This window comes from Streptomyces odontomachi, from assembly GCF_024435355.1.
Taxonomy (GTDB): domain Bacteria; phylum Actinomycetota; class Actinomycetes; order Streptomycetales; family Streptomycetaceae; genus Streptomyces; species Streptomyces odontomachi.
Genome location: NZ_JAMJWG010000033.1, coordinates 27352 through 53356, shown reverse-complemented (window position 1 = coordinate 53356; position 26005 = coordinate 27352). Strand labels below are relative to the sequence as shown.

General features: G+C 72.4%; 21 protein-coding genes. 8 read left to right on the top strand and 13 right to left on the bottom strand.

The features are described from left to right. Positions 1-25 precede the first annotated feature (25 nt). From NQO67_RS39750 to NQO67_RS39735, 4 genes are read left to right on the top strand one after another with little or no spacing between them, the layout of a single operon-like run. Positions 26-1699: an ABC transporter substrate-binding protein gene (locus tag NQO67_RS39750; protein WP_255955409.1), complete on the top strand. Its 1674-nt coding sequence runs from the start codon at positions 26-28 to the stop codon at positions 1697-1699. Positions 1700-1704: 5 nt separating this feature from the next. After that, positions 1705-2700 (top strand): ABC transporter permease, encoded by a 996-nt coding sequence (locus tag NQO67_RS39745; RefSeq protein ID WP_255955407.1) that lies wholly within the window; start codon positions 1705-1707, stop codon positions 2698-2700. Then, positions 2697-3641, top strand: a complete 945-nt coding sequence (locus NQO67_RS39740) for an ABC transporter permease (RefSeq protein WP_255955406.1) — start codon at positions 2697-2699, stop codon at positions 3639-3641. Before NQO67_RS39745 ends, NQO67_RS39740 begins: the two co-directional genes overlap by 4 nt. A 1-nt stretch (position 3642) precedes the next feature. Beyond that, on the top strand, positions 3643-5550 hold the full coding sequence (locus NQO67_RS39735; RefSeq protein ID WP_255955405.1) for an ABC transporter ATP-binding protein: 1908 nt from the start codon (positions 3643-3645) through the stop codon (positions 5548-5550). Positions 5551-5601: 51 nt separating this feature from the next. Here the strand turns inward: NQO67_RS39735 and NQO67_RS39730 are convergent, their stop codons facing one another. The 3 genes from NQO67_RS39730 to NQO67_RS39720 form a co-directional block, all read right to left on the bottom strand. Then, complete coding sequence (locus tag NQO67_RS39730) at positions 5602-6456, bottom strand: calcium-binding protein (RefSeq protein ID WP_255955404.1); 855 nt, start codon at positions 6454-6456, stop codon at positions 5602-5604. A gap of 369 nt (positions 6457-6825) precedes the next feature. Beyond that, positions 6826-8244: a choice-of-anchor P family protein gene (locus NQO67_RS39725; RefSeq protein ID WP_255955403.1), complete on the bottom strand. Its 1419-nt coding sequence runs from the start codon at positions 8242-8244 to the stop codon at positions 6826-6828. Positions 8245-8402: 158 nt separating this feature from the next. Then, entirely contained in the window at positions 8403-9440 is a 1038-nt protein-coding gene (locus tag NQO67_RS39720) for an ArsR/SmtB family transcription factor (RefSeq protein WP_255955402.1), read from the bottom strand. Between the two features lie 213 nt (positions 9441-9653). Between NQO67_RS39720 and NQO67_RS39715 the strand changes: the two genes are divergently transcribed. Further along, positions 9654-10322 (top strand): class I SAM-dependent methyltransferase, encoded by a 669-nt coding sequence (locus NQO67_RS39715; protein WP_255955401.1) that lies wholly within the window; start codon positions 9654-9656, stop codon positions 10320-10322. A 13-nt stretch (positions 10323-10335) separates the two neighbouring features. On the opposite strand, the gene NQO67_RS39710 is transcribed toward NQO67_RS39715, so the two are convergent. The 4 genes from NQO67_RS39710 to NQO67_RS39695 all read right to left on the bottom strand — a co-directional run bounded on the left by NQO67_RS39710 (position 10336) and on the right by NQO67_RS39695 (position 16876). Next, positions 10336-11889 carry an alpha-amylase family glycosyl hydrolase gene (locus tag NQO67_RS39710; RefSeq protein WP_255955400.1) on the bottom strand — a complete coding sequence of 518 codons (1554 nt, stop codon included), beginning with the start codon at positions 11887-11889 and terminating at the stop codon, positions 10336-10338. Then, positions 11886-13877, bottom strand: a complete 1992-nt coding sequence (locus NQO67_RS39705; RefSeq protein ID WP_255955399.1) for a GH39 family glycosyl hydrolase — start codon at positions 13875-13877, stop codon at positions 11886-11888. Before NQO67_RS39705 ends, NQO67_RS39710 begins: the two co-directional genes overlap by 4 nt. After that, positions 13877-15748: a GH39 family glycosyl hydrolase gene (locus NQO67_RS39700; RefSeq protein ID WP_255955398.1), complete on the bottom strand. Its 1872-nt coding sequence runs from the start codon at positions 15746-15748 to the stop codon at positions 13877-13879. The genes NQO67_RS39705 and NQO67_RS39700 overlap by 1 nt, the downstream gene beginning before the upstream one ends. A gap of 255 nt (positions 15749-16003) precedes the next feature. Continuing rightward, positions 16004-16876 (bottom strand): helix-turn-helix transcriptional regulator, encoded by an 873-nt coding sequence (locus NQO67_RS39695; protein ID WP_255955397.1) that lies wholly within the window; start codon positions 16874-16876, stop codon positions 16004-16006. Between the two features lie 142 nt (positions 16877-17018). On the opposite strand from NQO67_RS39695, the gene NQO67_RS39690 reads away from it, so the two are divergent. The 3 genes from NQO67_RS39690 to NQO67_RS39680 are packed head-to-tail and all read left to right on the top strand — an operon-like array spanning position 17019 to position 19659. Next, entirely contained in the window at positions 17019-17795 is a 777-nt protein-coding gene (locus NQO67_RS39690) for a phytanoyl-CoA dioxygenase family protein (protein ID WP_255955396.1), read from the top strand. Between the two features lie 56 nt (positions 17796-17851). After that, positions 17852-18724 carry a hypothetical protein gene (locus NQO67_RS39685; protein WP_255955394.1) on the top strand — a complete coding sequence of 291 codons (873 nt, stop codon included), beginning with the start codon at positions 17852-17854 and terminating at the stop codon, positions 18722-18724. After that, positions 18712-19659: an ROK family protein gene (locus NQO67_RS39680; protein WP_255955393.1), complete on the top strand. Its 948-nt coding sequence runs from the start codon at positions 18712-18714 to the stop codon at positions 19657-19659. The genes NQO67_RS39685 and NQO67_RS39680 overlap by 13 nt, the downstream gene beginning before the upstream one ends. 68 nt (positions 19660-19727) lie before the next feature. On the opposite strand, the gene NQO67_RS39675 is transcribed toward NQO67_RS39680, so the two are convergent. From NQO67_RS39675 to NQO67_RS39650, 6 genes are all read right to left on the bottom strand, one after another. Further along, entirely contained in the window at positions 19728-20474 is a 747-nt protein-coding gene (locus tag NQO67_RS39675) for a LuxR C-terminal-related transcriptional regulator (protein ID WP_255955392.1), read from the bottom strand. An 89-nt stretch (positions 20475-20563) separates the two neighbouring features. Beyond that, entirely contained in the window at positions 20564-21190 is a 627-nt protein-coding gene (dhaL, locus tag NQO67_RS39670) for a dihydroxyacetone kinase subunit DhaL (RefSeq protein WP_308295741.1), read from the bottom strand. 454 nt (positions 21191-21644) lie between these two features. Then, complete coding sequence (locus NQO67_RS39665; RefSeq protein ID WP_255955391.1) at positions 21645-22004, bottom strand: hypothetical protein; 360 nt, start codon at positions 22002-22004, stop codon at positions 21645-21647. 355 nt (positions 22005-22359) lie between these two features. After that, on the bottom strand, positions 22360-23136 hold the full coding sequence (locus tag NQO67_RS39660) for an IclR family transcriptional regulator (RefSeq protein WP_255955390.1): 777 nt from the start codon (positions 23134-23136) through the stop codon (positions 22360-22362). 307 nt (positions 23137-23443) lie between these two features. After that, complete coding sequence (locus tag NQO67_RS39655) at positions 23444-24745, bottom strand: MFS transporter (RefSeq protein ID WP_255955389.1); 1302 nt, start codon at positions 24743-24745, stop codon at positions 23444-23446. After that, complete coding sequence (locus NQO67_RS39650) at positions 24742-25986, bottom strand: ATP-grasp domain-containing protein (RefSeq protein ID WP_255955388.1); 1245 nt, start codon at positions 25984-25986, stop codon at positions 24742-24744. The genes NQO67_RS39655 and NQO67_RS39650 overlap by 4 nt, the downstream gene beginning before the upstream one ends. Positions 25987-26005: the final 19 nt, after the last annotated feature.

Genomic DNA, 26005 nt, shown 5'->3' with positions numbered 1-26005 from the left:
GGACGCAACCTTGGAGGTACCGCTGATGAAACGATCGCGCAGTTCGGCTGCCCTGCTGGCGACGGCGGCGAGCGTGAGCCTGATGCTCGCGGGATGCACGGGCACGGAGGACTCCGGTGACGCCGTCAGCAGCGACGGAATGATCAACTACCTGAATTTCGGCGACTTCGGAGGCGGTACCTCTCCGCAGGCCGACTACAACCCCTTCCTCGCCGCCTTCAAGCTGAGCGGTGCCGACTACGTCTACGAGCGCCTCATGATCGTCGAGGGCACCCGGTGCAAGCAGGTGCCCTGGCTGGCCTCGGGCTACTCCTGGCGGGACGCCAAGACGCTGGTCTTCAACGTCCGCTCCGGCGTGAAGTGGAACGACGGCACCGCCTTCAGCGCGCAGGACGTCGTCTTCACGTTCAACATGCTCAAGAAGTTCGACGCGCTCGACGCGGGCGGTGTCTGGGGGTCCGGCCTGAAGTCGGTGACGGCCACCGGCAAGAACCAGGTCACCTTCTCCTTCGACCAGCCCGGTGCCACGGCGTTCGTCCCGATCAACGCCGTCCCCATCGTCCCCGAGCACATCTGGTCGAAGGTGAAGGACCCGACCACCTTCAAGAACGCCAAGGACCCGGTGGGCACCGGACCGTTCACGATCAAGTCGCTCAATCCGCAGCGCCTGGTGGTCGAGCGCAACCCCGGCTACTGGCAGGCCGACAAGGTCAAGGTCAAGGAGATCCGGTTCAACAAGGCCGACGACGGCGGGCAGGTCGAGCAGCTCAAGCTCAGCCGGGGCGAGTACGACACGCAGGGACAGTTCATCCCCGACGTGAAGAAGTCCTACGTCGACCGTGACCCGAAGCACCACCACTACTGGTACGCGCCGGGCGGCGCGATCAGCGTCTACATGAACCTCACCGAGAAGCCGTTCAGCGACGTCGATTTCCGGCGCGCCCTGACGACCGCGTTCGACCACGGGAAGGTGGTCCGCAAGGCCCAGCTCGGCTATGTCAAGCCGGCCAGCCAGACCGGACTCGTGGTCCCCGGCCAGGACGCCTGGGTCCCCGACGACATCAAGAACAAGGGCCTCATCGGCTACGACCCGAAGGCCGCCGACCGGGCCCTGACCGCGGCCGGCTACAAGAAGGACTCCAAGGGCCGGCGCCTGGGCAAGGACGGCAAGCCGATCTCGTTCACCTTCAAGGTCCCGGGCACGTGGAGCGACTGGGTTGCGTCCGCCGACATCCTGATATCCAACCTGAAGTCGCTCGGCTTCGACGTGGCGAAGGAGACCCCGACGGAGGACGCGCACAACGAGGACCGCTCGACCGGCCGCTACGACATGATGTTCGGCGTCCACGGCGGCACCTGCGACATGTACACCAACTTCTCCGACCCCCTCAACAGCGCCCGCACCGCCCGCATCGGCAAGAAGGCGCCCAGCAACGAGGTGCGCTGGAAGGACCCGCAGACCGACCGGTTGCTCGCCCAGCTGCACGACGCGACCAGCGACAAGGCGCAGAAGCAGGCGGTCGCCGGGCTCGCCCACGTCATGATGGACAAGGTGCCGATGATCCCGATCTGGTACGGCGCCAAGTGGTTCCAGTACGACACCACCAAGGCCGTCGGCTGGCCGAACGCCAAGGACCCCTACGCGTCCGCCTCCGACCCGCTGCTGTGGATGGTCCACCTCAAGCCGGCCGAGGACTGACCACGATGGCGTACTTCGTCCGGCGCGCCGGATTCTTCCTGGCCACCCTGTGGGCGGCGGTGACGCTGAACTTCCTGATCCCCCGGCTGGAGCCGGGGGACCCGGCCGAGGCCCTGCTGAACCGGCTGACGGGCAAGTCCCAGGCGGTCAGCCCCACCCAGCTGGCGGCCGTCCGCAAGATGCTCGGCGCGCCGGACGGCAACCTGCTGAGCCAGTACGGGGACTACCTCCAGGCGCTCGCCCACGGGCAGTTCGGCATCTCCTACACGTACTACCCGTACACGGTGACCGACGTGATCGGGAAGGCGATCCCCTGGACGCTGGTCCTGGTGGGGGTCACCCAGATCCTGTCGTTCGTCATCGGCACGGTGCTCGGCGCCTGGGCCGCCTACCGGCGCAACACCAGGGCCGACTCCTGGATCACGCTGGGCTCGACGTTCATCGGCACCCTGCCGTTCTTCTGGATCGCGCTGCTGCTGATCTTCGTCTTCGCCATCACGCTGCGCTGGTTCCCCGACGGCGGCGGGTACGGCGGCGGCAGCCAACCGGGCTGGAGCTGGCTGTTCTTCTCGGACGCCTTCCAGCACAGCGTGCTGCCCGGTCTCTCGCTGCTGATCACGGGCCCCATCGGATGGATCCTCGGGATGCGCAACAACATGGTGCAGACCCTCGGTGAGGACTACGCCCGGCTGGCCCGCGCCAAGGGCCTGTCACGGCGCCGTATCGCGCTGACCTACGGGGCGCGCATCGCGATCCTGCCGAACGTCACCGGCTTCGCCATCGCGCTCGGCGGCATCCTCGGCGGCACGGTGCTCGTCGAGAGCATCTTCAACTACCCCGGCATGGGGCGGCTGCTGCTGGAGGCCGTGTCCAACAAGGACTATCCGCTGATGCAGACGCTGTTCCTGTTCACCACCATCGGCGTGCTGATCGCGAACTTCCTCGCCGACCTGGCGTACGGATTCCTCGACCCGCGGGTCCGGCGGACGGAGGCGGCATGACGACCCCGAGCAGCACCCCCGTGGCCGCGCCCGGCGGGGCCGGCGCCGGCGACACCGAGGGCGTGCAGATCGCCGCGATCGCCGCGGGCCACTCCCGCCGGATGCCCGGCTGGTTCATCATCCTGTGGCGCAACGGCAAGTGCCGGGTCGGGATCTGGATGCTGGCGGCTTTCGTGCTCGTCGCGGTGTGCGCGCCGCTCATCGCGCCGTACGGGCCGCACGTGGACAGCTTCGGGCTGTCCCAGACCCCGTCGGGCGCCCACTGGCTGGGCACCACGGCCCGCGGTGAGGACGTGTTCTCGCAGCTGGTCTACGGGGCGCGCACCTCGCTGCTGGTGGGTGTGGTGGCCGGGGTGCTCAGCACCCTGATCGCGATGGCCGTCGGCCTCACCGCCGGGTACCTCCAGGGTGCCGTGGACGAGGTCCTGTCGTTCTTCGTCAACCTCGGCCTCGTCGTACCGGTCCTGCCGCTGCTGATCACGCTGGCCGCGTACGCGCCGGTCAAGGGCCTCACGCTGATCATCACGGTGATCACGATCACCGGCTGGCCGTACGGCGCCCGGGTCAAGCGCGCCCAGATCATCACGCTGCGCACCCGCGACTACGTCACCGCGGCCAAGTTCGCCGGTGACAGCACGGCGCGGATCATCACCTACGAGATCGCGCCCAACATGATGTCGCTCATCGTGGTCAGCTTCATGGGCTCGGCGCTCGGCGCCATCGGCGCGGAGGCCGGCCTGGCCTTCCTCGGCCTGGGTGACCCGCAGACGACGAGCTGGGGCACGATGCTCAACCAGGCCAGCGTCGGGGGCGCCATGACGACCGGCCAGTGGGCGTGGCTGGTCGCCCCCGGTCTTGTCCTGGCCCTGCTGATCACGGCGTTCACGCTGGTCAACTTTGGCGTGGATGCGCTGAGCAACCCGCATCTGAGGGAGGACTGACATGGCCCTGCTCGAGGTAGCGAACCTGAGCGTCACCTACAGTCCACGCGACTCGGCCGCGGTGCGCGCGGTCGACCAGGTCAGCCTGCGGGTGGAGCATGGCGAGTTCGTCGGGCTGCTCGGCGAGTCGGGCTGCGGCAAGTCGACGCTCGGCCATGCGATCCTGCGGCTGCTGGAGAAGCCGGCAGCGATCACCGGTGGCAGCATCACCTTCGACGGCCGCGACGTGACCCACCTCGACGAGGACGAGCTGCGCCCGCTCAGGTGGGCCGACCTGTCGACCGTCTTCCAGTCCAGCATGAACTCGCTCAACCCCGTGATCACGGTGCGCGAGCAGTTCGCCGACACCTTCGCCGCCCATCCCGACGTCGCCGGGCCCCGCGTCGACGTCGCCGCACGCGCCGGTCGGTTGCTGGAAATGGTGTCCCTGGACCGCAGCGTGCTGCGCCGCTACCCGCACGAGCTGTCCGGCGGCATGAAGCAGCGGGTGGCCCTCGCCCTGGCGCTCGCCCTCGAACCGCGGTTCGTGCTGCTCGACGAGCCGACGACCGGGCTCGACGTGGTCGTCCAGCGCGACATCCTCGACCGCCTGCGTGACCTCCAGCGCGAGCTGGGCTTCGCGGTGCTGTTCATCAGCCACGACCTCGGCACGGTCATGGAGATGGCCGACCGGGTGATGGTGATGTACGCGGGCGAGATCGTGGAGGACCAGCCGGCCGCCGACATGGTCGGCACCCAACTGCACCCCTACACCGCAGGGTTGCTCGGCTCCTACGCCGACCCGCGCGACGAGGTCGTCCAGGTCGCCTTCATCCCCGGCCGCCCGCCGGACCTGTCCCGCACCCACCCGGGCTGCCTCTTCGAGCCGCGCTGCCCGGTCGCGGTCGACGCCTGCCGCACGGAGCACCCCGCGCTGCTGCCCGCGGCCGCCGGGCGGGCCCGCTGCCTGCTCGTCGAACGCGCCCAGCACGACGACGTCCCGTCGTCCCAGCGGACCGCACCGCTCGACCGGCTCGGCACCGTCTTCTCGTCCGGTGCCGAACCCCGGGCAGGGGGCGCCGCTGGCACCGAAGACACGGCACCGGTGCTGGTGATGGAGGGCGTCGGCAAGACGTACCGCACGAAACGCGGGCTGCGCACCACGGCCACCACCCGGGCCGTGCACGATGTGTCGTTCGCCCTGCGGCCGGGCCGGGTCAGCGCCCTGGTCGGGCAGAGCGGCTCGGGCAAGACCACCATCGCGCGGCTGGTCACCGGGGTCGAACGGCCCAGCGAAGGCACCGTGCGCTTCAAGGACATCCGGGTCGACCAGCTGCGGCGGCGCGCCCTGCGCCGGTACCGGCGCCACGTCCAACTGGTCTTCCAGGACCCGTTCTCGTCGCTCAACCCGGCCCGCACCGTCGGCTACGCACTCGCCCGGCCGCTCCACAACCACCTCGGCATGAACGCCGAGCAGGCCCGCACCCGGGCGGGCGAGCTGCTGGAATCTGTCGGTCTGAGCCCCGCCGAACAGTACCTGGACAAGCTTCCCGGCCAGCTCTCCGGCGGGCAGCGCCAGCGTGTGGTGATCGCCCGCGCGCTGGCCCCCGAACCGGAGGTCCTCATCGCCGACGAGCCGATCTCGATGCTCGACGTCTCCATCCGCGCCGAGATCGTCGAACTCCTCGACACGCTCGTCCGCACCCGCGGCATCGCGATGCTGTACATCACCCACGACCTGCTCAGCGCCCGGCTCCTCGCCGACGAGGTGATGGTGCTCAACCAGGGCGTGATGGTGGAACGCGGGCCGACCCGGACGGTGATCGGCGAGGCGAAGGACCCGTACACCCGTCGGCTCCTCGCGGCGATTCCGCGACCCGGGCGGGACCGGTCACGCGAGGCGAAGCCGGCGACCGGGCTCGTCTCCTAGACGCCCGGCGTGGGGGAGCCTGACCTCCCCCACGCCGGGTACGGCGCTCTTCTAGTCCTGGTGGACCTCGTTGGTGCCCGGACCGCCGGAGAGCGTGTCCGTGCCCGTGCCGCCGTGCAGCACGTCGTTGCCGCTGTTCCCGTAGATCGTGTCGTCGCCGGCGTCGCCGTACAACGTGTCGTCGCCCTTGCCGCCGTAGATCATGTCGGCACCTGCGCCGCCGTGGATGACGTCGTCGCCGTCGTCGCCGTACAGGCCGAATTCCTGGTCCGTGGCGGTGCCGGTGATGTCGTCGTCGCCGTCCCCGCCGTGGCATTCGGCGTCGCACCCGGTGAGCGTGTCGTCGCCCGTCCCGCCGTACGCGCCGACGGACCACACCCCACCGCCGCCGTCGATGCGGTCGTTGCCGTCGTCGCCGTAGAGCACGACGGCGTCGTTGCCGTTGAGGACGTCGTCGCCCGGGCCGCCGTGGATCGAGGCGTACGCGCTGCTGTCGGCCGGGATCGTCACGGTGTCGGCGCCGTCGCCGAGGTCGACGTCGTAGTCGTCCGAGTCGTCGGAGCCCAGGGGGATCGGCACCGTGCACCGGGCGAGGGTGTGGTCGGTCTGTGACGGGTAGGTGCACTCGTCCGTGGAGAGGGTGATGTCGACCGTGTCGCTGAAGGTGAGGAGGTAGTCCTCGCCGTACTGCGTGGGATCGGTGTCGACGACCTGTGCGGTGACCGTCAGGTCGTTCGCCTGGTCGGCGCCGGCCTTGTACCAGAGCTCCCCGTCCGCGTGGACGAGGGTGGCCGTGGTCGGGGTGTCCGCCCGGGCGACGGGTGCCGCGAGCACGGCCCCGCCCATGGCGAGGGCGAGGGAGGCGGTGGCGGTGGCGGTGGCGGCAAGGGTCCTTAACGTGCGCATGCAGAAATAACCTTTTCGGGTTCGGTGGAATACCCTTCCGGCGGGCCGATGCGTCGCCGGTGAAATCGTCATCGCTGATATCGCGCTCGACGACAGGGCTGGTCAGGGCTTGTTGAGGCCGCATCTGGCTGCGGGTGACGGTGTTGTCCGTGCTTTTCCGATCACACGTTGAGACGACACATCAGGCGTGGTGGTTGTGCCTGGAATCGAAATAGTTCGCGCGTCGAAATCCGATTCCTTTTCCTTAACCTTCAGGCCACCGGCCCGTGGTTTTCGACGGGCTGCGCACGGCTGCGCGGCCCGGTCGGGGGCAGTCTGCGTGAGACCGCCCCTGACCGGGCCGCAGCCGGTCACACTCCGGCTGGCGTTCTAGGCGCAGTCGTGGGCGCTGGAGGTGCTGGAGCCGATCACCAGGTCCACGCCGGTGGGCGTCGTCAGGTGGACCGCGTTGACCGTGAGGCCCTTGTCGGCGCCCTTGACGGGCGTCTGCTCGTTGACGACGAGCTTGCCCACGAGGCTGCCCAGGTCGACCTCGAAGCCCGGGGTGTCCGAGATCTCGACGGGCGTGCCGGCCACCGTCAGCTCAAGGTCGACGCTGCCCTTCGACGCGGTGCAGGAGCTCGTCGACCTCGCCGTGAGGCCGGAGATGCCGATCGCCGGAAGTCCGGGCAGACCGATGTCCGCCTCGGTCACCGTGGCGGTCGAGGTGACGCTGCTCGGGCCGGTCTGCGCCACGGTCCTGGCGCAGAGCGAGTGGACGCTCAGGACGAGGGCGTCGACGTCTCCCGCGCACTCCGGGCCCTTGGTCTGCGCCGTGGCGGTGCGCAGGGTGCCGGTGTCCGGGGTCGGGTCGATGCGCACCGGGACCAGCGGTAGCGGGACCTCGGCGGAGAGGCCGTAGGCGCGGCCCTCGACGTGCTGGAGCCTGAGTTCCGCCGTGTCCTTGGACTTCTTGTACAACGCGTCGCCCGCGAAGGTCGCGGTGAGCGGCACGGTGGCGTCGTCGGTCAGCTCCTGATCGGCCACCTCGACGGTGCAGGACGCCTTGCCGTCGGCGTTCGTCTCGTCCGTGCAGGTCTGGGCGGTGTCGCCGGAGCCGAGCGCGAAGGAGACCTTGCGGCCCTCGACGGGGTCGTCCGCCTTCTCCGTCTTCAGCTCGGCGGAGAGCTTGGCGTCCGCGCCGTTGGAGACGCTCTTGACGCCGGTGTATTCGAGGGTGGTCGCCTCCGGCTCGCTCGGGTCGTCGCCACCGCCGCCGTCGCCGCAGTTGGTGCTCATCAACGCCTTGCGATGGGCCTCGTCCGGATAGGGGTGGAGGTTCCTGCCCTCGAGGTGGACGTCCACGCCCTTCCCGTTGAGCCGCTGGTCGAAGTGGAGATGCGCCGTGTCGGCCTGGGTGTCGCCGAGGGTGCCGATCCGCTCGCCCTGCTTGACCTTCGCGCCGTCCTTGACGTCCTGGCTCTTCAGGTGCAGGTAGCGGGTCTGCCAGCCTCCGCCGTGGTCGATCTCCACGTAGTTGCCGGCGCCGCCGCCCTGGCCGAGGTTGACCGTGCCGGCGGCCGAGGCGAGGACCGGCTTGCCGAGGTCGTCGTCGCCCGAGCCCCAGTTGATGTCGATCGCTCCCGTGTAGTCGTGCTCGGAGAAGTAGGTCCAGCCCTTCTCCTTGCACTGGAAGGGGGCCTTGAAGTCCGGCCGGTCGTCGAGCGGGTCCTGCGCCGCGGCGGCGGGCGCGCTCAGCACGGCCGCCACCAGGGCCCCGCCCAGCAGCATGGCGATGCGTGTCTTCACTTGGTTCACTCTCCGTTGCGGTCGTTCGGTGTGCCGTCGACCATTGGAGAAGTGGGGTGGCGCGGTCGGCCAGGGGATTACGTCCTGATGCAAGCGGACCCTTCGCCTCCGGCGTCCGGCGGGCCGCGCGAGGCCGCTCCGGCGCGTTCCGTCCCGGGCTACGGGGCCCTGCCGGCCTTCCTTGTCAGCTCCTCCCCCAGCACGGTCGCCACGTGGAGTACCTCGCCGCCGTGCCGCCTGCTGGTGACGAGGCCCGCCCTCCGCAGCGCCGTCGCGTGCCTGCTGGCGCTCGCCGCTGACACGCCGATGCGCAGGGCGAGTTCGGTGGTCGAGCAGGGGCGGGACAGCGCGCGGATGGCCAGCGCCCTGGTCCGCCCGAGCACCGGGACCAGACGGTCCGCGGCCGTCCCGGCGCCCGGCACGCCCTCCGGTACCCGGCTCGCTGCGCCACCGGGGCCGCCGCCGAAGCCGCCTCCGGAGCCGTCCGCCGTGACCGGGTAGACGAGGACCGGCGGTAGGTCGGGGTCGATGAGCGTGACCGGCGCCGCGCAGAAGAAGGACGGGACGAGGGTGATGCCGCGCCCGTCCAGGTGCAGGTCCCTCGTGCTGGGGTAGGCGGTGCTGAGCACCGGCCACGCCCACCGGACCGTCGGCGACAACGTGCCCAGCAGCCGCCCCACCCCGCCGTTCAGGACCCGCCGCCCGCATGCCGCACGCTCGGCGAGCACCGCCTCGTCCAGTTCCGCGAGGCAGGGGCGGACCAGCTCACGGTGGTACACGGTCAGCGCCCACACCAGCTCGCGCCGGCTCTCCCGGTCGCCCTCGGCCAGCTGCCGCACCCACAGGGTGCGTTCCCGCCCCCGGAAGACGGCCGCGAGGTCGTCGGCGAGCTGCTGCCGCCGGGCGCCGGTGATCCGTTCCGCCGCCGCGTCGAACGACGGCTGGCCCGGCGGGGTGAGGGAGTCGGGGAAGGCGCCACGCGGCGGCACGAGCGTGGTGAGCCGGCGCAGCACGCTCCGCAGGTCGCACCGGCGCATCCGGTTGCGCACATGGCCGAGCCAGGGTCTGCAACGGGCGACGGGCCGCGGCGTCTGGAGCTGGTGGAGGCTGAGCGTCAGCTCCCACATGACGTCCGGGCGGGTCGCCACCGTGGTGTGGGCCAGATCCTCCGGTGTGAAGTGAATACGCAGTGTCATGCCGCCGTCCCCCGAGTGCACGCTAGCCGGCAGATCCAGCCATCGTAAGGAACGTGGATAAAGGTTCACTTGATGCGTGTGCGAACCCGAATCGGATACGGAGGGTGACGGTCTCGGATGAGCCGTCAGACGTCCGGGTACCGGGCCCACCACCGCCGTACCGGTCCCGGAGCCGACGTGAGGCCGGCCGGCGCACCGTCCTATCGTTGGCCGATGCGCGCACATCAGATCGACCGCCCAGCCGACCTCGACGTGGTTCGTGAGTCCTATGACCGGGTGGCCGACAACTACGCCCACATGGTGCTGACGACGGGCATCGGCGACATCCGTACCCATCCCTGGCTCAAGGCGTCGATCGACGCCTTCGCCGACACCGTGGGCGACCTCGGGCCGGTCCTCGACGTCGGCTGCGGGCCCGGAACGGTGACCGCCTACCTTGCCGAACGCGGACTCGACGTGTCCGGGGTGGACCTCTCTCCCCGCATGATCGAGAACGCGCGCCGGCTGTATCCCGAATGCCGCTTCAGCGTCTCCTCCGCCACCGACCTCGACCTTGCTGAAGCGTCCCTTGGCGGGGTGCTCGGGTGGTGGTCGCTGTTCAACCTCCCCCGTGACATCCTTCCTCAGGTGCTCGCCCTGTTCGCGCGCGCCCTGAAGCCGGGCGGGCACCTCATCGCCGCCACCCACGTCGGCGACGGGGACCTGGCGCGCACCGAGGCCTATGGGGGTGTGTCCGTACGTTGGACGACACACAGATGGCGGCCGGAACAACTCGTGGCCCTGATCGAGCAGGCGGGACTGCACCTGGTCGCGGAACTGCGGCTCCCTGCCGACGAGCACACCGGTCCGGGTGTGGTCGTCATGGCCGGGAAACCCGGCTGAGGATCGGGTAGCCCTACGGCACCGAGCCCGTCCCGTGCCGCACCCAGGCCGTCCCCGGAGCGGCCAGCCGTCCGCCGCCGTCCAGCGTGCGGCTGCTCGCGAGCACGTCGCTGCCCCACGTGTTCAGGGCCAACGGCCCGGCCCCGGTGTTCAGCACGCAGACGACGTCGCCGCGCCGGAAGGCCAGCACCCCCTCGGGCGCGGGCAGCCACACCGGGTTCGGGGCGTCGCGCAGTGCGGCGCGGGCCGCGAGGGCCGAGCGGACGGCGGACAGGGCCGACCGTGGGTCGGCGCGCTGTGCGGCGACGCTGTGCGCGCCCCAGCCGGGCGGCTGCGGCAGCCAGCTGGGGGCGCTCGTGCCGGCCGGCGAGAACCCGTGCTGGCCGGCCGCCGTGTGCGTCCACGGCAGGGGCACCCGTGCGCCGTCCCGGCCGCGTTCGGTGCCGCCCGAGCGGCGCCACGTGGGGTCGCGCAGGTCGGCGTCGGCGATCTCGACCTCCGGCAGCGCCAGTTCGTCGCCGGCGTAGAGATAGGTCGCGCCGGGCAGCGCGAGCAGGAGGAGGAGCACCGCGAGTGCGCCGTCGGGTCCCCACCGGGTGGCGGCTCGGGTGACGTCGTGGTTGCCGTGCGGCCAGGCGGGGCGCCGGCCGTGCCGGGCCGCCGCTGCCAGGTAGTCGCGCACCGCCTCGCCCAGCGCGGCCGCGTCGAGCGGGGTGAACACGAGGTCCATGGCGAAGGCCTGTTGGAGCTCGTCGGGGCGCAGGTAGGGCTCCCCCACCCAGGCCGGGCCCCAGGTCTCGGCCACCCCGAAGCGGCCCGGCCGTTCGGCGATCAGCGCGGCGAACCGGCGGTGGTGGCGGTGGACTTCGGGGCGGTCGCTGAAGGGGTGGTCGTCGCCGGGCTGCCGTTCGCCCGCCGGGATCGGCGGGTATCCCGGCGCCTTGGCCAGCGCCCCGGCGGCGTCGAACCGCAGCCCGTCGAAGCCGCGGTCCAGCCAGAAGCGCACGGTGCGTTCGACGTCGGCGACCACGTCGGGGTGCGACCAGTCGAGGTCCGGCTGTTCGACGTCGAAGAGGTGCAGGTACCAGTCGCCGTCGCCGAACGGCTCCCATGCGGGGCCGCCGAACAACGACTGCCAGTCGGACGGTGGTCCGCCGTCACGGCCCGGTGCCACGTGGTACCGGGCGCGCGCCGGGTGGCCCGGACCACCACGCCTGGCCGCCGCGAACCAGGGATGGTGCGCGGAGGTGTGGTTGGCGACGATGTCGCCGACGACCCGCAACCCGCGTGCGTGTGCCTGCCGGAGCAGTTCGTCGACGTCGTCGAGGGTGCCCAGGGCGGGGTCGACGGCGCGATGGTCGATCACGTCGTAGCCGGCGTCCGCTTCGCCGCTGACGTAGAACGGGTTGAGCCAGAGCGCGTCCACGCCGAGGTCGGTCAGATGGTCGAGGTGGTCGATGACACCGCGCAGGTCACCCGTGCCGTCGCCGTCGGAGTCGGCGAAGCTGCGCAGGTAGACCTGGTAGACGACGGCGTCACGCCACCAGGGGGTCGCGGTGTCGGTCACGAGGGTGTCCCGGTGGTGGGCAGGGGCTCCGGTCGGGCGGTCCCGGCGGTCCCGGCGGTCCCGTCCAGGGGCGTCAGCTCGATGAGGCTGAGGGCGCTGGTCGGCAGGTCGAGGTGGAGCGTCACGGCGCCGTCGGGTCCTGCGGCGACCGGGTCGTGCGGCAGTTCGGCCATGTCGTCGCGTTCGGTCAGCGCCTCCCATTGCGAGGCGTCGGGCCAGTCCTCGACGCCGAGGTCAGCGGCGTGCCGGGCCAGGTGGGAGTGGTCCGCGTCGACGCGCCGGTGCCGGACCGCGTACCGGCCGGCCGGCAGCGCCGTCGCCTCGATCCGCACCGTGCGGTGCAGGTCGGCGCGTTCCTCGGCCCAGTCGTGCTGCTGGAGGGTGCCGTTCCAGACGGCCACGGCGAGCCGGCCGGGCCGGCCGTCGGATGCGTCCGTGCCGGCCCAGGCCTGCACGAGCGAGTCGGCGCCGTCGCCGTCCAGGGCCACGCCGACCTCCTCGTCGCCGAGCTGCTCCAGCGCGTACAGCGCCCAGAACCGGGGCTTGGCGAGGCCGCCGACGCTGAGCAGTCCGAAGCCGCCGTGCACCAGCCGGGGCGGCCGGCCCAGTTCCTCGAAGTGGTCGCTCGCGACCCAGCAGGCCAGCGCCGCACCGGTGCCGGCCGCGGCCAGCATGCCGCGTGCCGTGAAGGGCACCGTCCAGGGGTGGTCGTTGACCGGCGCGAAGTGCGTCGGGGTCGGCCCCCACTCGGTCCACCACACCGGGGTGCCGGCGCGGCCGTGCCGCTCGAGTACCGGCCGTACGTCCAGCGGCGGGATGCCGTAGGCGTGCGGGGTGAGCAGGTCCAGCGGGGTGCCGGTGGCGGCCGCGTGGGCCACGAAGGCGTCCAGCCAGCCGACGGCCGCGGTGGCGGGCCCCGCGACGGGCAGGGTCGGGTGCGCCTGGCGGACGGCGGCGACCGTCGCGTCGTACAGCCGCAGGTAGTCGTCCTGGTCACCGGTCCAGAAGCAGCCGAGGTTGGGCTCGTTCCAGACCTCCAGGACCCAGCCGTCGGCCAGCTCGGCGTCCCCGTGGCGCCGGCGCAGATGGGCGACGAGCGCCGTCACCAGGTCGGCCCAGCGGGTCAGGTCACGTGGCGGGTTCGCCAGGCCGGCCGGAGTGATCTCGTGGTGCGGCGGGTCGGCCAGCGCCCGCGGTGTGAAGCCGAGTTCGAGCACCGGCCGCAGCCCGGTGGAGAGCACCGTGTCCAGCACCTCGTCCAGCCGGGAGAAGTCGTGCCGCGGGGCGCCTGCGGTCCCTTCGCCGGGTCCGCCGTCCTCGCTGTACACGCCCATGTCGTCGCCGAGCGTGCCGTGCGCACGGACCCGGCGCACGCCCAACTGGTCGTGCACGCGGGCCAGCGCGGCGACCGACTCGGCGCCGATCGGACGGCCGCCGGTGTGGTCCTCGCACCGCAGATGGCTGAGGTGCTCGCTGCCGATGCAGGCCCGCCAGGGCCGGGGCAGCGTGCCCCGGCGGTCGGCGGTGTCGACGTGCACGACGACCTCGGGCGGCGGCGCCGACCGGTCGTGCGGCAACGGCTGCGCGTGCACCGGCGCACCGGGCCGGCCGGGGCCGTCGTCGATGCTCCGCACGGTGGCCACGGCGTACCAGCCGCCCGCGCAGGAGCGGGTGTCCGCGTACGGCAGGCACGGCACGACGAGCAGGTCACCGCCCCCGTGGTCCAGCGGTGCGAGATCGCCGGGGCGCGCCCCGTGGTACACCACGTACCCCACCGCACCGTCGACGGGCGGCCACGCCAGCGTGATCTGGCCGGCCCCGGCGACCGTGTGCAGGGCGCCGGGGGGAGGCAGCGTCGGGGCGGCCGTGTCCGGCGCGCCGGACGGTGGGACCGGGGTGTCCGCGTGCCGTGCGTCGGACGGCTCCACGCGGGCCTCCCCGTCTTCCGCCCCGGACCGCGTCCACGGTGCCTGCGGTGCCTGTGCCATCAGGTGGTCACCCTGACCAGCGCGGCGGACGGCTGCGGCAGGTCGAGTTCGAGCACGGCCGTGCCCTCGGCGTGGCGCAGCTTCGCGGGCTGCGGGACGAGGGTGTCCGCCGCGCGCAGCTGCTCCCACTGCTCGTCGGTGGGCCAGTCGGCCACGCCGAGGCGGGCGGCCAGCGTCGCGACGTCGCCGTGGTCCGCGTCCAGGCGCGTCACCTCGGCCGTCGCCCCCGGCGCGACACCGGGCAGGGCCAGCCGGACGGTGCGGGCCAGGGCGGGGTCGCCGGCGGCCTTGTGCTGGTCCAGGGTGTGGTTCCAGACCAGGATGCTCAGCGAGCCGTCGTCGTGCCGGGACGCCCAGCTCTGCACGAGAGAGTCGGCGCCGTCCCCGGAAGCGGCCACCGGCAGCTGGGTGGGCCCGAGCCGGGAGAGCAGGTGCAGGGCGTGGTAGCGGGCCTTGGCGATGCCGCCGACGGTGATCAGCCCGAACCCGCCGTGCAGCATCCGGGGCGGCCGGCCGAGCTCCTCGAAGTGGTCGCTGGCCACCCAGTACGACAGCGCGTCCAGGCGCCCCGCGGAGGACCGCATCCCGTGCAGCAGGAAGGTCGCCGAGGAGACGCCGTCGTTCACCGGGTTGAAGTGGGTGGGCGTCACGCCCCACTCGGTCCACACGATCCGTGCGGTGGACCGGTAGCGCTTCAGCGTGGGGCGCACGTCCAGGGGGGCGTTGCCGTAGGTGTGCGTGGTGACGAAGTCGACGGGTGCGCCGGAGTGGTGGGCGTGCTCCAGCAGTTCGTCGACCCAGCCGGCGGCGGCCGAGGAGGGACCGCCGACCGCGAGCCGCGGGTCGACCGCCTTCACGGCGGCGGCGGTGACGTCGTACAGGCGCATCCACTCGTCGCGGGTGCTGGACCAGAAGACCGACAGGTTCGCCTCGTTCCAGACCTCGAAGTCCCAGCCGAGCACCTCGTCCCTGCCGTAACGTTCCATCAGGTGCCGGACCAGGGCGCTGATCAGATCCGCCCAGCGGTCGTAGTCCTTGGGGGGCGAGATGATGCCGCCGTACTCGAAGACGGTGCGCTCCGGCTCGCCGGCCAGGTCGCGCGGCATGAAGCCCAGTTCGACGCAGGGCCGCAGGCCGATCGCCATGATGCGGTCGTAGACCCGGTCGATGCCGGTGAAGTCGTGCACCGGCTCGCCGTCGACCTCGCGGTAGACCCCGAGGTCGTCGTGGAGGATCGCGTGCGCGCGTACCGTGGCGACGCCGATCTCGTCGTGCACCCGGCGCAGCGCGTCCGTCAGCTCCGTGCCGATCTCGCGGCCTCCGGAGAGGTCCTCGCAGAGCAGTTGGCTGAGCCGTTCGCTGCCGATCATGGGCTGCCAGGGCCTGGGGAGCGGTGCGCCGTCGGCTGCGGTGTCCACCACCAGCGCGACCTCTGGGGCGACCGTGCCCCCGGGCAGCGCCGCCGCGGTGACCGGCTCTCCCACGGCGCAGCACTCGGTCACGGTCGGGACGGAGGCGACGGCGTAGTCGTAGGCGGTGCCGGGCTCGCCGGTGGTGTCGACGTACCAGGTGTCCGGGATGGCCAGGACATCGCCGCCGTGGTGGTCGACCGGTGCGAGCGCCGCACGCGGCGAGCCGGCCGGGGCGCGGTGCACCAGGTAGCCGACGGCGCCGTCGACGGGTTGCCAGCGCAGCGTCACATGGCCGGCGCCGGCTCGGGCCGTGAGGCCGGCCGGGGGCGGCAGATCGGGAACGGCCGTGGTGTCGCGCTGGTCGGAGCGCAGGGAGATGCGCTGCTCCCAGTCCTCGCGGGCGGTGCGATCGCCGGCGGAGCCCTCGTCCTCCACAGTGCGCTCGATACCGGTGCTCATCCGTCCTCCAGGTCGTCGTTCAGGTCGTCGTTCGGGTCGTCGTTCGAAAGAGTCGTCGTGAAAAGAGGGGGTTCGCGCGGCCGCCCTCGCCGGCACCGGGGGGGGAAGTGCCGCTTGCGGATCCGGCCTGAAACCGGTTTCGCTGAAACCGGTTTCCGAGTACCCCACAGCACGGCGGGCAAGGTGTCAAGACGCTGTCCGCTCGCCGGGTGCGGCCGGGACCGCGGTCAGGTCCGCACGGAACTGCGGGAGTTGTCAGGGGCTGCGGTAGTCGCGCGGCGCGACGCCGAAGTGCGCCCGAAACCGCCGCGAGAAGTGGAACTCATCGGCGAAACCCAAGGTCCGGGCGATCTCCCGATGGGTCATCCCGGTCAGCCGCAACAGCGTGGCGGCGGTCTGCAACCGGCGGGCCGTGCGGAACGCGGACGGCGACCGGCCGACCTCGGCGGTGAACCTGCGGCGGAACGTGTCGTAGGTGAGGCCGGTCTCGGCGGCGACGGCCCGCAGGTCCAGCGCGGCCGTGAGGTCGTCGCCCAGCCGGTCGACGCCGTGCGCGACTTCGGCGCTCAGCTCACGCCCGGGCGGCCCGGCGGCGCCGTCCGCCGGTCCGCCGTCGCCACCGGCGCCGGCCGCGCCCGGGTCCCACCGCCGGTCGCCGTCCTGGGCGTCGAGCAGCCAGTCGGCGAGGGCGAACAACTGGTGTTCGGCGGCCCGGCGCGAGGGCGGGGGCGTGCGCAGCACGCTGCGCAGCGCCTCGATCGAGGGGACCGGGCGCGGATGGCGGGGACCCGCGACGTCAAGCCCCGCCAGGGGGGCCACGGAGTCGAACAGCGGCCCGGTGAAGACGACGAACAGCTCCGTCCAGCGCTCCCCCGGAGCGGTGCCGTACCAGTGCGGGACACCGGGCGGGACGATCGTGTGCGCGCCGGGGCCGAGCTGCTCCTCGCGGCCCTCGGCGTCCCGGTAACCGCCCGCTCCGTCCAAGACGATGGACAGCACGTAGTCGTCCATCACGCGCAGCGTGGACGGCATGATCGGCTCGGCGTCGACCACTTCACCTGCGAGGACGAGCCGGCCGAGGCGGGTCTGCGGCCCTCCGGAGACGGCGACGACGGTGCGGAAGCTCACCCGGCCGACTCTAGCCGGCGCCAAAACGTTCATGCCCGTGCCGCATCCGTGCATTCCGCGGCCTGCGAGCCGCGGCCTAGCGTTGTTCGCGTCGGCACGACGACCGCGGGGACCATGCGCCCCGGCGATCCCAGGAGGACCCATGCCATCGACCGACGTCGTACACGGCGGCCTTGTGACGCCCGAACTCCGCGCCCAGTACGAGAACGAGGGCTACTTCGTGCTCGAACGCGTCCTCACCGACGAGCAGCTCGAACTGCTCCGCGGGGGCGCCCGGTACTCCGTCGACAAGCTCGACGCCGCCATGGACGAGGCCGGCGTCGACAGCATCGGCATCAACCACCGCGGCAAGCGCTACTTCAGCAACATGATCTACCGGGACCGGCCCGAGCTACGGACGTTCCTGTTCAGCGACACGGTCGCGGAGATCTGCCGGGCGACGCTCGGCGACGACGCCTACCTGTTCTGGGAGCAGTACGTCATCAAGGCCGGCGACCCGGACACGGAGTTCTCCTGGCACCAGGACTCGGGCTACGTGCACGAGGACCACGAGCCGTACCTCACCCTGTGGATCGCGCTGGACGACGTCACCCTGGACAACGGCCCGGTCTACCTGCTGCCCTACTCGCGCTCCGGCATCCGGTCGTACGTAAAGCACATCACCGACCCGGTGAGCAACGACCGGGTGTGCTACTTCGGGTCGGACCCCGGCGTTCCGATGACCGCCCCGGCCGGTTCGATCGTGGTGTTCTCCAGCGTCGTGATGCACCGCAGCGGCCCCAACCTCACCGACCGGCACCGCCGGGTCTACCTCGCGCAGTACTCCAAGGAGATCATCACCGCCAAGGACGACGCGGCCACCCCGCAGGGCTCGTTCGAACCCTTCCTGGCGGGCGGGCAGCTGGTCGCCGACGTCTGAGCCCGCCGCGCACCCGCGCACGCCGCCCCTGCGCACCCGCCCCACGAGGAGCACCCATGACCCAGGCCGCCCGCCGCCCCACGCCACGCCCGACCTACGACCATCCGACCGTCATCCGGCACCAGGACGCGGTGCGCCATCTGTGGGGCGACCCGGGCGGCTCCGGCCACGTCAGCGACCAGGTGTACGTCTCCTCGTCGGACCTGCACGTGTTGCAGTACACGCTCACCCCGCGCGGACGCTACGTGCACTCCGCGGCGAACCCCACGGTGTTCGCGGCCGACGTGGCCTACGTCGTGCTCTCCGGAGAGCTGATCCTGATCGACCCGGAGCACGGCGAGGTCCGCCCGCTCGGCGCCGGCGAGGTCGGCTTCTTCCGCCGGGACACCTGGAACCACGCCGTGAACCCGCGCCACCAGCCGGTGCGCGTCCTGGAGTTCTTCGCACCGCCGCCGTCCCGCGGCACCGCGTCGCCGTACGCCCGCAGCCGGCCGCTGCTGCAACGGACCCGGTACCGCGACGACCGGTGGGACGGCCGCTGGCCGCAGGCGCGTGCCGAACGGGACGCCACCGAGCGGATCCACGTCGTCCGCGAGGACGACCTGTTGTACTGGCTGCCCGAGGAGGACGGCGGGCACCTCGCGGGCACCGCAGTGGACACCGCGTACCTGACGGTCACCCGCGGCCGGCTGTCCCCGGGCCACTCGGGTGCCGTGCACACCGCGCGCGACGAGACCGTCCTCTACGTGACGGAGGGCTCGCTGTACCTGCACCTGCCGTCGTACGAGGGCCCGGCGTGGCACCGCGTCGACCCCGATGACGCGGCCTACCTGCCGAAAGGCACGGAGTACCGGCTGGTGGACGTCGAGGGTGCGGGGGCGCGCTACTGGGCGGGGGCCGGCCGGGTGCCCGAGGGATGGCGGCCCTGAGCACGGCGGTGGTCGCCCTCGATGTCGGGGGCACGTCGATCCGGGCCGCCCTGGTGACCGCCGAGGGGCGCGTGCTGCACACGGTCACCCGGCCGACCGTCCGGGCCGGCCGGCGGGACCCGGGGCTCGCCGGGACCGTGGCAGCGGCCCGGGAGACGGTCGCGGCCGCCGCCGAACGCGGCGTCGAGGTGGCCGGGATCGGCGCCGGCTTCCCCGAGTACGTGACCGCCGACGGCCGGTTGACCAGCAGCGAGGTGCTGGACTGGAACAGCCAGCCGGCCGACCTGCTGGCGCCTTTGGTGCCGGGTCGCCCGGTGGTCGTGGACTCCGACGTGCGCTGCGCCGCGCTCGCCGAGGCCCGCTCGGGCCGTGGCCGCGGGCACGGTTCGTTCCTGTACGTCTCCGTGGGCACCGGGCTCTCCGCCGCGTTCGTCCAGGACGGCCGGCCCTGGCGCGGGCACCGCGGTGAGGCGCTCGCCCTCGGCACGTTCGAGGTGCCGGCCTCCGTCGACGCGGGGTTCTCGGCGGGTGGGGGCGGCGCAGCTGCCCCGGGGGACGGCAGAGCGCCGGCGAGCCTGGAGGCGTACGCGTCCGGTGCGGGTCTCGCCGCCCGGTACACGCACGCCACGGGCGAGGCGGTCACCGGGGCGCGGGACGTCGTGCGCCGTGCCGCGGCCGGTGACGGTACGGCGGCTGCGCTGCTGCGCACCGCGGGCCTGGCCCTGGGCACGGCGCTGGCCTGGGTGGTGGCGCTGCTCGATCCGGAGGCCGTCGTCATCGGCGGGGGTCTCGGCACGGCGGACGGTGTGCTCCATGACGCGCTGCGCGAGGCCTGCACCGCCGGGTGCCGGCGCCGTTGCCCACCCCCGCTGCACCGTGCCGGCCTCGGGGCCGCGTCGGGGTTGCTGGGCGCCGCGTCGATGGCCTGGCGGTAGCCGTCACCGGGGCACCTGCGGGCATCCCGATGTCCCCGTCCCTTCCAGCGGAGGACTCGGACGCGGGCTCAGAGGGAGACCGGGTCGGCACCGAGGTCGGAAAGCTCGGTCGGCGGGACCTGGAGCATCCGGTGCAGGCCGCCGGACGTACCCCCGAAGAGAAGGTTCACGGCCTCCACGCGCGAGCCCACGTTGAGTTTCTTGAAGACGTTACGGAGGTGCCGTTTGACGGTGTCCTCCGCGATGGAGAGCAGCCGGCCGATCTGGCGGTTGCTGAGCGCCTGTGCGACGTACACCATGATCTCGGCTTCCCTGGGGGTGAGCACGGTGGCCAGGTCCCCGAGCGGCGAGCGCGGCAGGGACGTACGGTTCAGGGTGTCGGCGGGACGGCTTCGGCCCCCGCGTATGGCACACACCAGCGCGTCGTAGGAGGACTCCTTCGACAGGTACTGCTCGGCTCCCGCCTCGATCACCCATCGCCGTAGTGTCTGGTCCTCGTGCGAAGCCAGCGCGATGACACGCACGTTCGGGTGCGCCGCTTTGATCTCCACCACGGTCGCGACCGGACCGGGGCCCGGTGTCTTCAGGTCGAGCAGCACCACGTCCGGACGGCAGGTGCGGGTGAGTGCTATCGCCGTGTCCCCGTCGGGCGCCTGCTCGACCGTCACCAGGTCCTTCTCCCGGGCCAGCAGCACGCACAGGGCGTCGCGTAACAGATGGTGCCCGTCGGCGACGAGGACGCGCATCGCGGGACCGACGGCGGGGCGGGTCGCGTTCGGTTCGTCGGGCCTGCTGGTGGACTGCCGGTGGTTCATCGGGCTCCCCTCGTCGTCCAGGACCGCGTGACGAACGGGCCGCTGGAATGAGCGTACGGCGGTGGGCCCAGGGCCCAGGCTGCGATCGGTCACCGGGCCACCGCCGTATCGGCCAGCGCACGGAAGACCAGCGCGGTGGACGTGGCACCGGGATCCTGGTGGCCGACGCTGCGGGCACCGAGGTAGGAGGCGCGGCCCTTGCGGGCCCGCATCAGGACGGTGGCGCGCATGCCTTCCTCCGCGGCGTCCGCGGCGGCGAGCGCCGCGGTGGCGAAGTCGCCTCCCCCGTCGGCCTGCTGTCCGAAGGCGGTCACCGCGGGCGCGAAGGCGTCGATCATGGTCTTGTCGCCGGGCGTCGCGGCACCGAGTTTCCGGATGCTGGCCAGGCCGGCGGCGAGTGCGACGGCGAACCGTCCCGGATCGGCGAGGGCGGTGTCCAGGACCGCGCCCATGGCACGGAAGGCGCCTCCGTACAACGGGCCGGAGGCGCCGCCGACGCTGGAGACGAAGGTCAGGCCGGTGGTGTCCAGCACGTCCCCGACGGTGTCCGGCCGTAAGCCGGCCAGGGCGGACAAGACGGCGGAGAACCCGCGGTGCATGTTGACGCCGTGGTCGGCGTCGCCGATCGCCGAGTCCAGCTGGGTGAGGTGGTCCTTGTGCACCTCCACGGCGGCGGCCATGGCCTGTGCCCACGCTCGGGCGAGGTCGATGTCCACGAGGTCTCCGTTCAACGTTGGTGTGGATGGCGGGGTGCACGGTCGGGTCGACCGGGAGCGGATCCGGGGCGCGGTACGCCGCGGCGCCGGCACGGGTGTTGACCGGACGGAGCGTCGTAAGTCATCGCGGCGGCGCGCCCCCGTCGAAAGCGGGGGCCACCCCGGGACGCATCCCGTAGCGATGGCGCACCGGCCTGCGCCGGGCCTCCGGAGGAGCGACTCCGGCCCTCTCCCGACTGGTCACGACCTCCTCGGCCGAGCCGTCCGGCACCGAGCCGCGCCCTGGTTCGCCGGCGCCGCCGAGGCCCACCGCGATCCCGCCGTCCGGCGGTGCACGGCCGGACGTGCCGCGGGTGTGGGCGAGTCGGACCGTGGGCGCGGCCGTGGTGCGGAGCCGGGCACAGGGCGGGCCCGGTGGCCCCGCACGACACGGGCGGCACGCTCGGCGCCCTGCTCAACGAGGACATCGGCGATCTTCTCGACGGACCCGGCGACCGCGGCACCGGGCTGTCCCGTGTGCCCTGCGCACCTCGACCACGGAGACGTTCCCCCAGGGCAGCCGCGGCATCCTCGACACCGCCGACGCCACGGGCGCGGTCGGCTCGGCCCGGCGGTCGCGGACCCGGCCGGGCGCCCGGCCCACCTCCATGACCACGGCGACGGGGGCCAGGGCGAACGGCCTTGGCCGTGCCGTGCGGAACGAGTTGTCGGCGACGCCGAGCGCCGCGGGTAACGTGCCGACGCCGACGGGCGTCAGCAGCGCGGCGCACGCCGGACCGGCGAGCGGCCTCTGGGGGTCGATGCTGTCTTCCATGATCGCCCGATGCCGAGCGGTGGCTGGGCGCCTCACCTCCTCCGCGGGGAGCGGAATATGAAGGGAGACGACCGCCAGATGGTCAGGCACGGGCAGGTCGGCGGCCGACTCGGGAAACCGGATAACGTGCCCCATCCGGAAGTCATTCACCATGGATGAACACAGTTCGGAAAACTATGGCCAGCAATTCATGCCTGTCAAGCGTTAGGTGGGCCAACCACGACCGGACAGAGCGCTCGCGCCGGCGCTCCGCACGCCGTTGGTCGCGAAGCCCGGCCGCCGGGTCGCGGCGGCGGTCCCCTTCCCCGTCTCGCGCCGCATCGAGCCCCTTGGCACGCGAGGTCCAGGAGGCCGGTCAGATGACGGCGATACGGGCGCCGTTCCGAGAAGCGCCCAGGTCACGGGAGAGGTTGCGGGCGATCTCCCGGACGGCGACGGCCAGCTCCTCACGCGCCCGGTCGGTCCGCAGGCGCTCGACAGGGCACACCACGCCCAGGGCGCCCACCACTTGGCCGGAGCGGTCGAAGACGGGGGACGCGATGCCCGCGTCCCCGATGGCGGACTCCTGGTCCTCGACCGCGTATCCCGTCCTGAGCACCTCTTCCAGCTGCTCGCCCAGCTCCTTGGGGTCGGTGATGCTGGCACCGGTGAGCACCGCGGGCTCGGCGGCGAGCAGCCGCTCGCGCGCGGCGGCCGGCGCGAAGGCCACGATCGCCTTGCCCAACGCGCAGGTGCTCCAGGGGATCCTCGCGCCCACTTCGAGGATCTGCACGGCGCCCTCGGGCCGGAACGCGTGGTGCACCACCAGGATGTGGTCGCCGGTGAGCACCGCCACCCAGACCGCCTCACCGACCCGGGTGGCGAGCTGGTCCGCCCAGGTCAGCGAGCGGGTCCGCAGCTCCTGGGTGTCCAGGTAGGCATTGCCCAGCTGCACCAGGTCGGGGCCGAGCTGGTACTTCGAGCTGTCCTGGTCCTGCACCACAAGACGCTCGTCCGCCAGCGTGCGCAGCAGTGCGTGAACGGTGGGCTTGGCCACACCCAGGCGGTCCGCCAGTTCGGTCACACCCAGTCGGGGCCCGGTGGACGCGAGCTCCCGCAAGATCCGCACGGCGCGATGCACCGCCTGCACCATCGTGTGTTTCCCTCTGATTCAGTAATGCTGAACGGAATTCCGTCATCCGATGTGATTCAGATTACCCGCTCAGGCCACGCCTGTCGGCCCCGCACACGCCCTTGGGTACGTCCACGGCGCAATGTCGTCACGCGCCTTCACCGGCCGCACACGAGAACAGGCCATGCCTCCCCGCCACCGCAGGGCCCGGCGGGCGGGCCGGCGTCCTCGGACGGACGCGCGTCCTCAGGCGAGTGGCTCCGTCGTGGCGCGAACCGTCGCATCAGGGAGCGGCGCGCCTTTGACGCGATCCGCTCCCTCCCGTGCGTCAGCCGTGCTCCGTGCCGCCCGCCGGCGACGGGTCCTTCTCCCGGTGCTCGTCGGACGGCACGTCCGGGTGCTCGGGCCGGTGGGAGGGTCCGGGCATGTGCCTCACCGCCGGCACGAGCAGCACCGCAGCCGTCAGCAGCACGATGACCACTCCCCCGGCCACCAGGGCGAACGCCCGCATGTCACTGCCCGCGAGCGGCGCGGCCACGGCCGAGCCGAGCGGCATCAGACCGAGCGAGCCGAGCGCGTCGTAGGAGCTGATGCGGGACAGCTGGGCCGGCGGGATCTCGGTCTGGAGGGCCGTCTCCCAGAACACCGTGAACAGGTCGCTGCACGTCCCGGTGAGGAACAGGGCGATGGCCACGGCCCACAAGGGGGCGCCCGCGCCGAGCAGCAACAGGGGTGGCGCGAAGCCCACCACGCAGGTGGCGGCGACCCGCAACGGGCGGTGCGGTGCCCAACGCAGCGCGATCACGCTGCCGGCCAGCAGGCCCACGGTCAGGCCCGTCTGCGCCAGCGCCCACAGCGCCGGCCCTGAGGGCGTGTCCGCCGCCATCACCGGCGCCAGCACCCGGACCGCGCCGGTGAACACCGCGTTGACCACGGCGAACTGGGCGACGAAGGCCCATACCCAGGTCCTGCTGCGGAACGCGTGCCAGCCCTCGACGAGGTCCCGCAGCATGCCCGTCGCATGCGCGCCGCCCTGCGGACGCGGCCGGCGCGGGACGCTCAGCAGCGCGCACACCGATACGCCGTAGGCAAGGGCGTTGGCAGCCACCGCGCCGGCGCCGCCCACCCAGGCGATCAGCCCGCCGGCCAGCACACCGCCCGTGATGGCGGCCGCGTTCTGCGCGGTGCGCAGGACCGCGTTGGCGGGCTGGACGCCGTCCCTGGGGACGAGTTCGGGCAGCACCGCCGTGGACGCCGGCATGAAGGCGCCGGTGGCCGCTCCGGACAGCGCGGACAGGGCCACCAGGAGGGTCTGCGGATTGCGGTCCAGCAGCACGATCACCGCCGTGGCGCCCTGGGCCAGCGCGTTCACCGCATCGGCGACCGTCATGACGGCGGTCTTCGAGAACCGGTCGGCCAGCACCCCGCCGACCAGCAGCAGGGCGATCTGGGCCGCGGTCCGGGCGACCAGGACGAGCCCCAGCTCGCCGCCCGTGCCGTGCGGCAGGGCAAGGACGGCGAAGGCCAGGCCCACCGGTCCCATCGCGGTGCCGAAGAGCACCGCGGTACGGGCCACGAGCAGACCGCGGAAGCCGCGGTCCTTCAGGATGAGGCGTTCGGCGGGCTTCATCGGCGCGCTGCCACCAGCTTGGTGCCGCTCACCGAATAGCTCCGGGTCACCGTGTCGATGTCACGCTCCACGGACGCGGTGTCGGTGCCACGGAACCGGAACCGGCCCCCCACGTGCTCGTAGAACGACGACGCCTCGGGCACGATGTCGCCGACCCGCGGCCCGGCCTCCGCGTACAGCGTCGGCACGCTGCCCAGCAGCGAGTTGACCCGGCTGATGCGGCAGGGGCGCGGCACCGGCGTGGGGATGATCAGCCAGCCGCCGACCGGCTCCCCCGGTGTGTTGCCGCGCGGCGTGCGGACCCGGCGGCCCAGCTGGAGATCGGCGCCGAGGGCCATCAGGTCGGCGCCGTGCACCTCGCGCACCACCAGCGAGATCTCGGCGCCGCCGGCGCGCGCGCCGACTTCGAGGAAGGAGAACGTCGGGTGCTGCGCGTCCCCGTGCCCGAACAGCTCCAGGTGGAAGACGGTCGGCGCGTCGGTGAGGGCGCCGAGCACCGCGTCCGCGGTCTCGTGCGCCGCACGCTGCGCGGCGGGCGAGTCCACGTCCACCGAGCCGAGGGTGGTGCCGCCGCGGAAGTCGAAGCACGAGTTGATGTAGCGGGACAGGTGCCCGTACGCCCGCCTGCCGTCGTAGAAGCCGTCGAAGTGGTGCGTGGTCCCGCTGTCGAACGTCTGGATCACCAGGTCCGACAGCGGCAGGGGGTAGGTGGGCAGGTCCTCCGGGCCGTGCAGCACCGCGACGCCCGCGCTGGTGCAGCCGTCCCGCGGTTTGATGACCACCGGCCAGCCGTGCTCGGCGGCGAACGCCACCACGTCCGCCGCGTCGTGCACGACCGCGTGCACGGGCTGCGGCACCCCGGCACGCCCCGTCAGGTCGTACATCAACGCCTTGTCACGGAAGGGCAGCGTCTGCTCGACCGTCGGTCCCGGCAGGCCGGCAGCCTCGCGCAGCCGCGCCGCTCCCAGGAGGTCGTTCTCCTGGAGCGCGATGACCCCGGTCAGCGGGCCGTGCCGGGCGGCCAGCTCGGCGGCGGCCCGGTCGACCTGCCGGGCGTCGTCCGTCGCGGAGACGATGACGTGGCCGGCCGCGGTCTGAGGCACCCGTTCGGCGGCGACGGCCGTGGTCACGTAGGTGACGGCGTGCTTGCGGTGATCGATGTAGCGCTCGTACTCGGCATAGCGTTCACGCCACCGATTGATGATCAGCACATGACGGTGCCCCGTGGCTTCGGCAGTCATCCCTGGTCTCCGCAGGTCG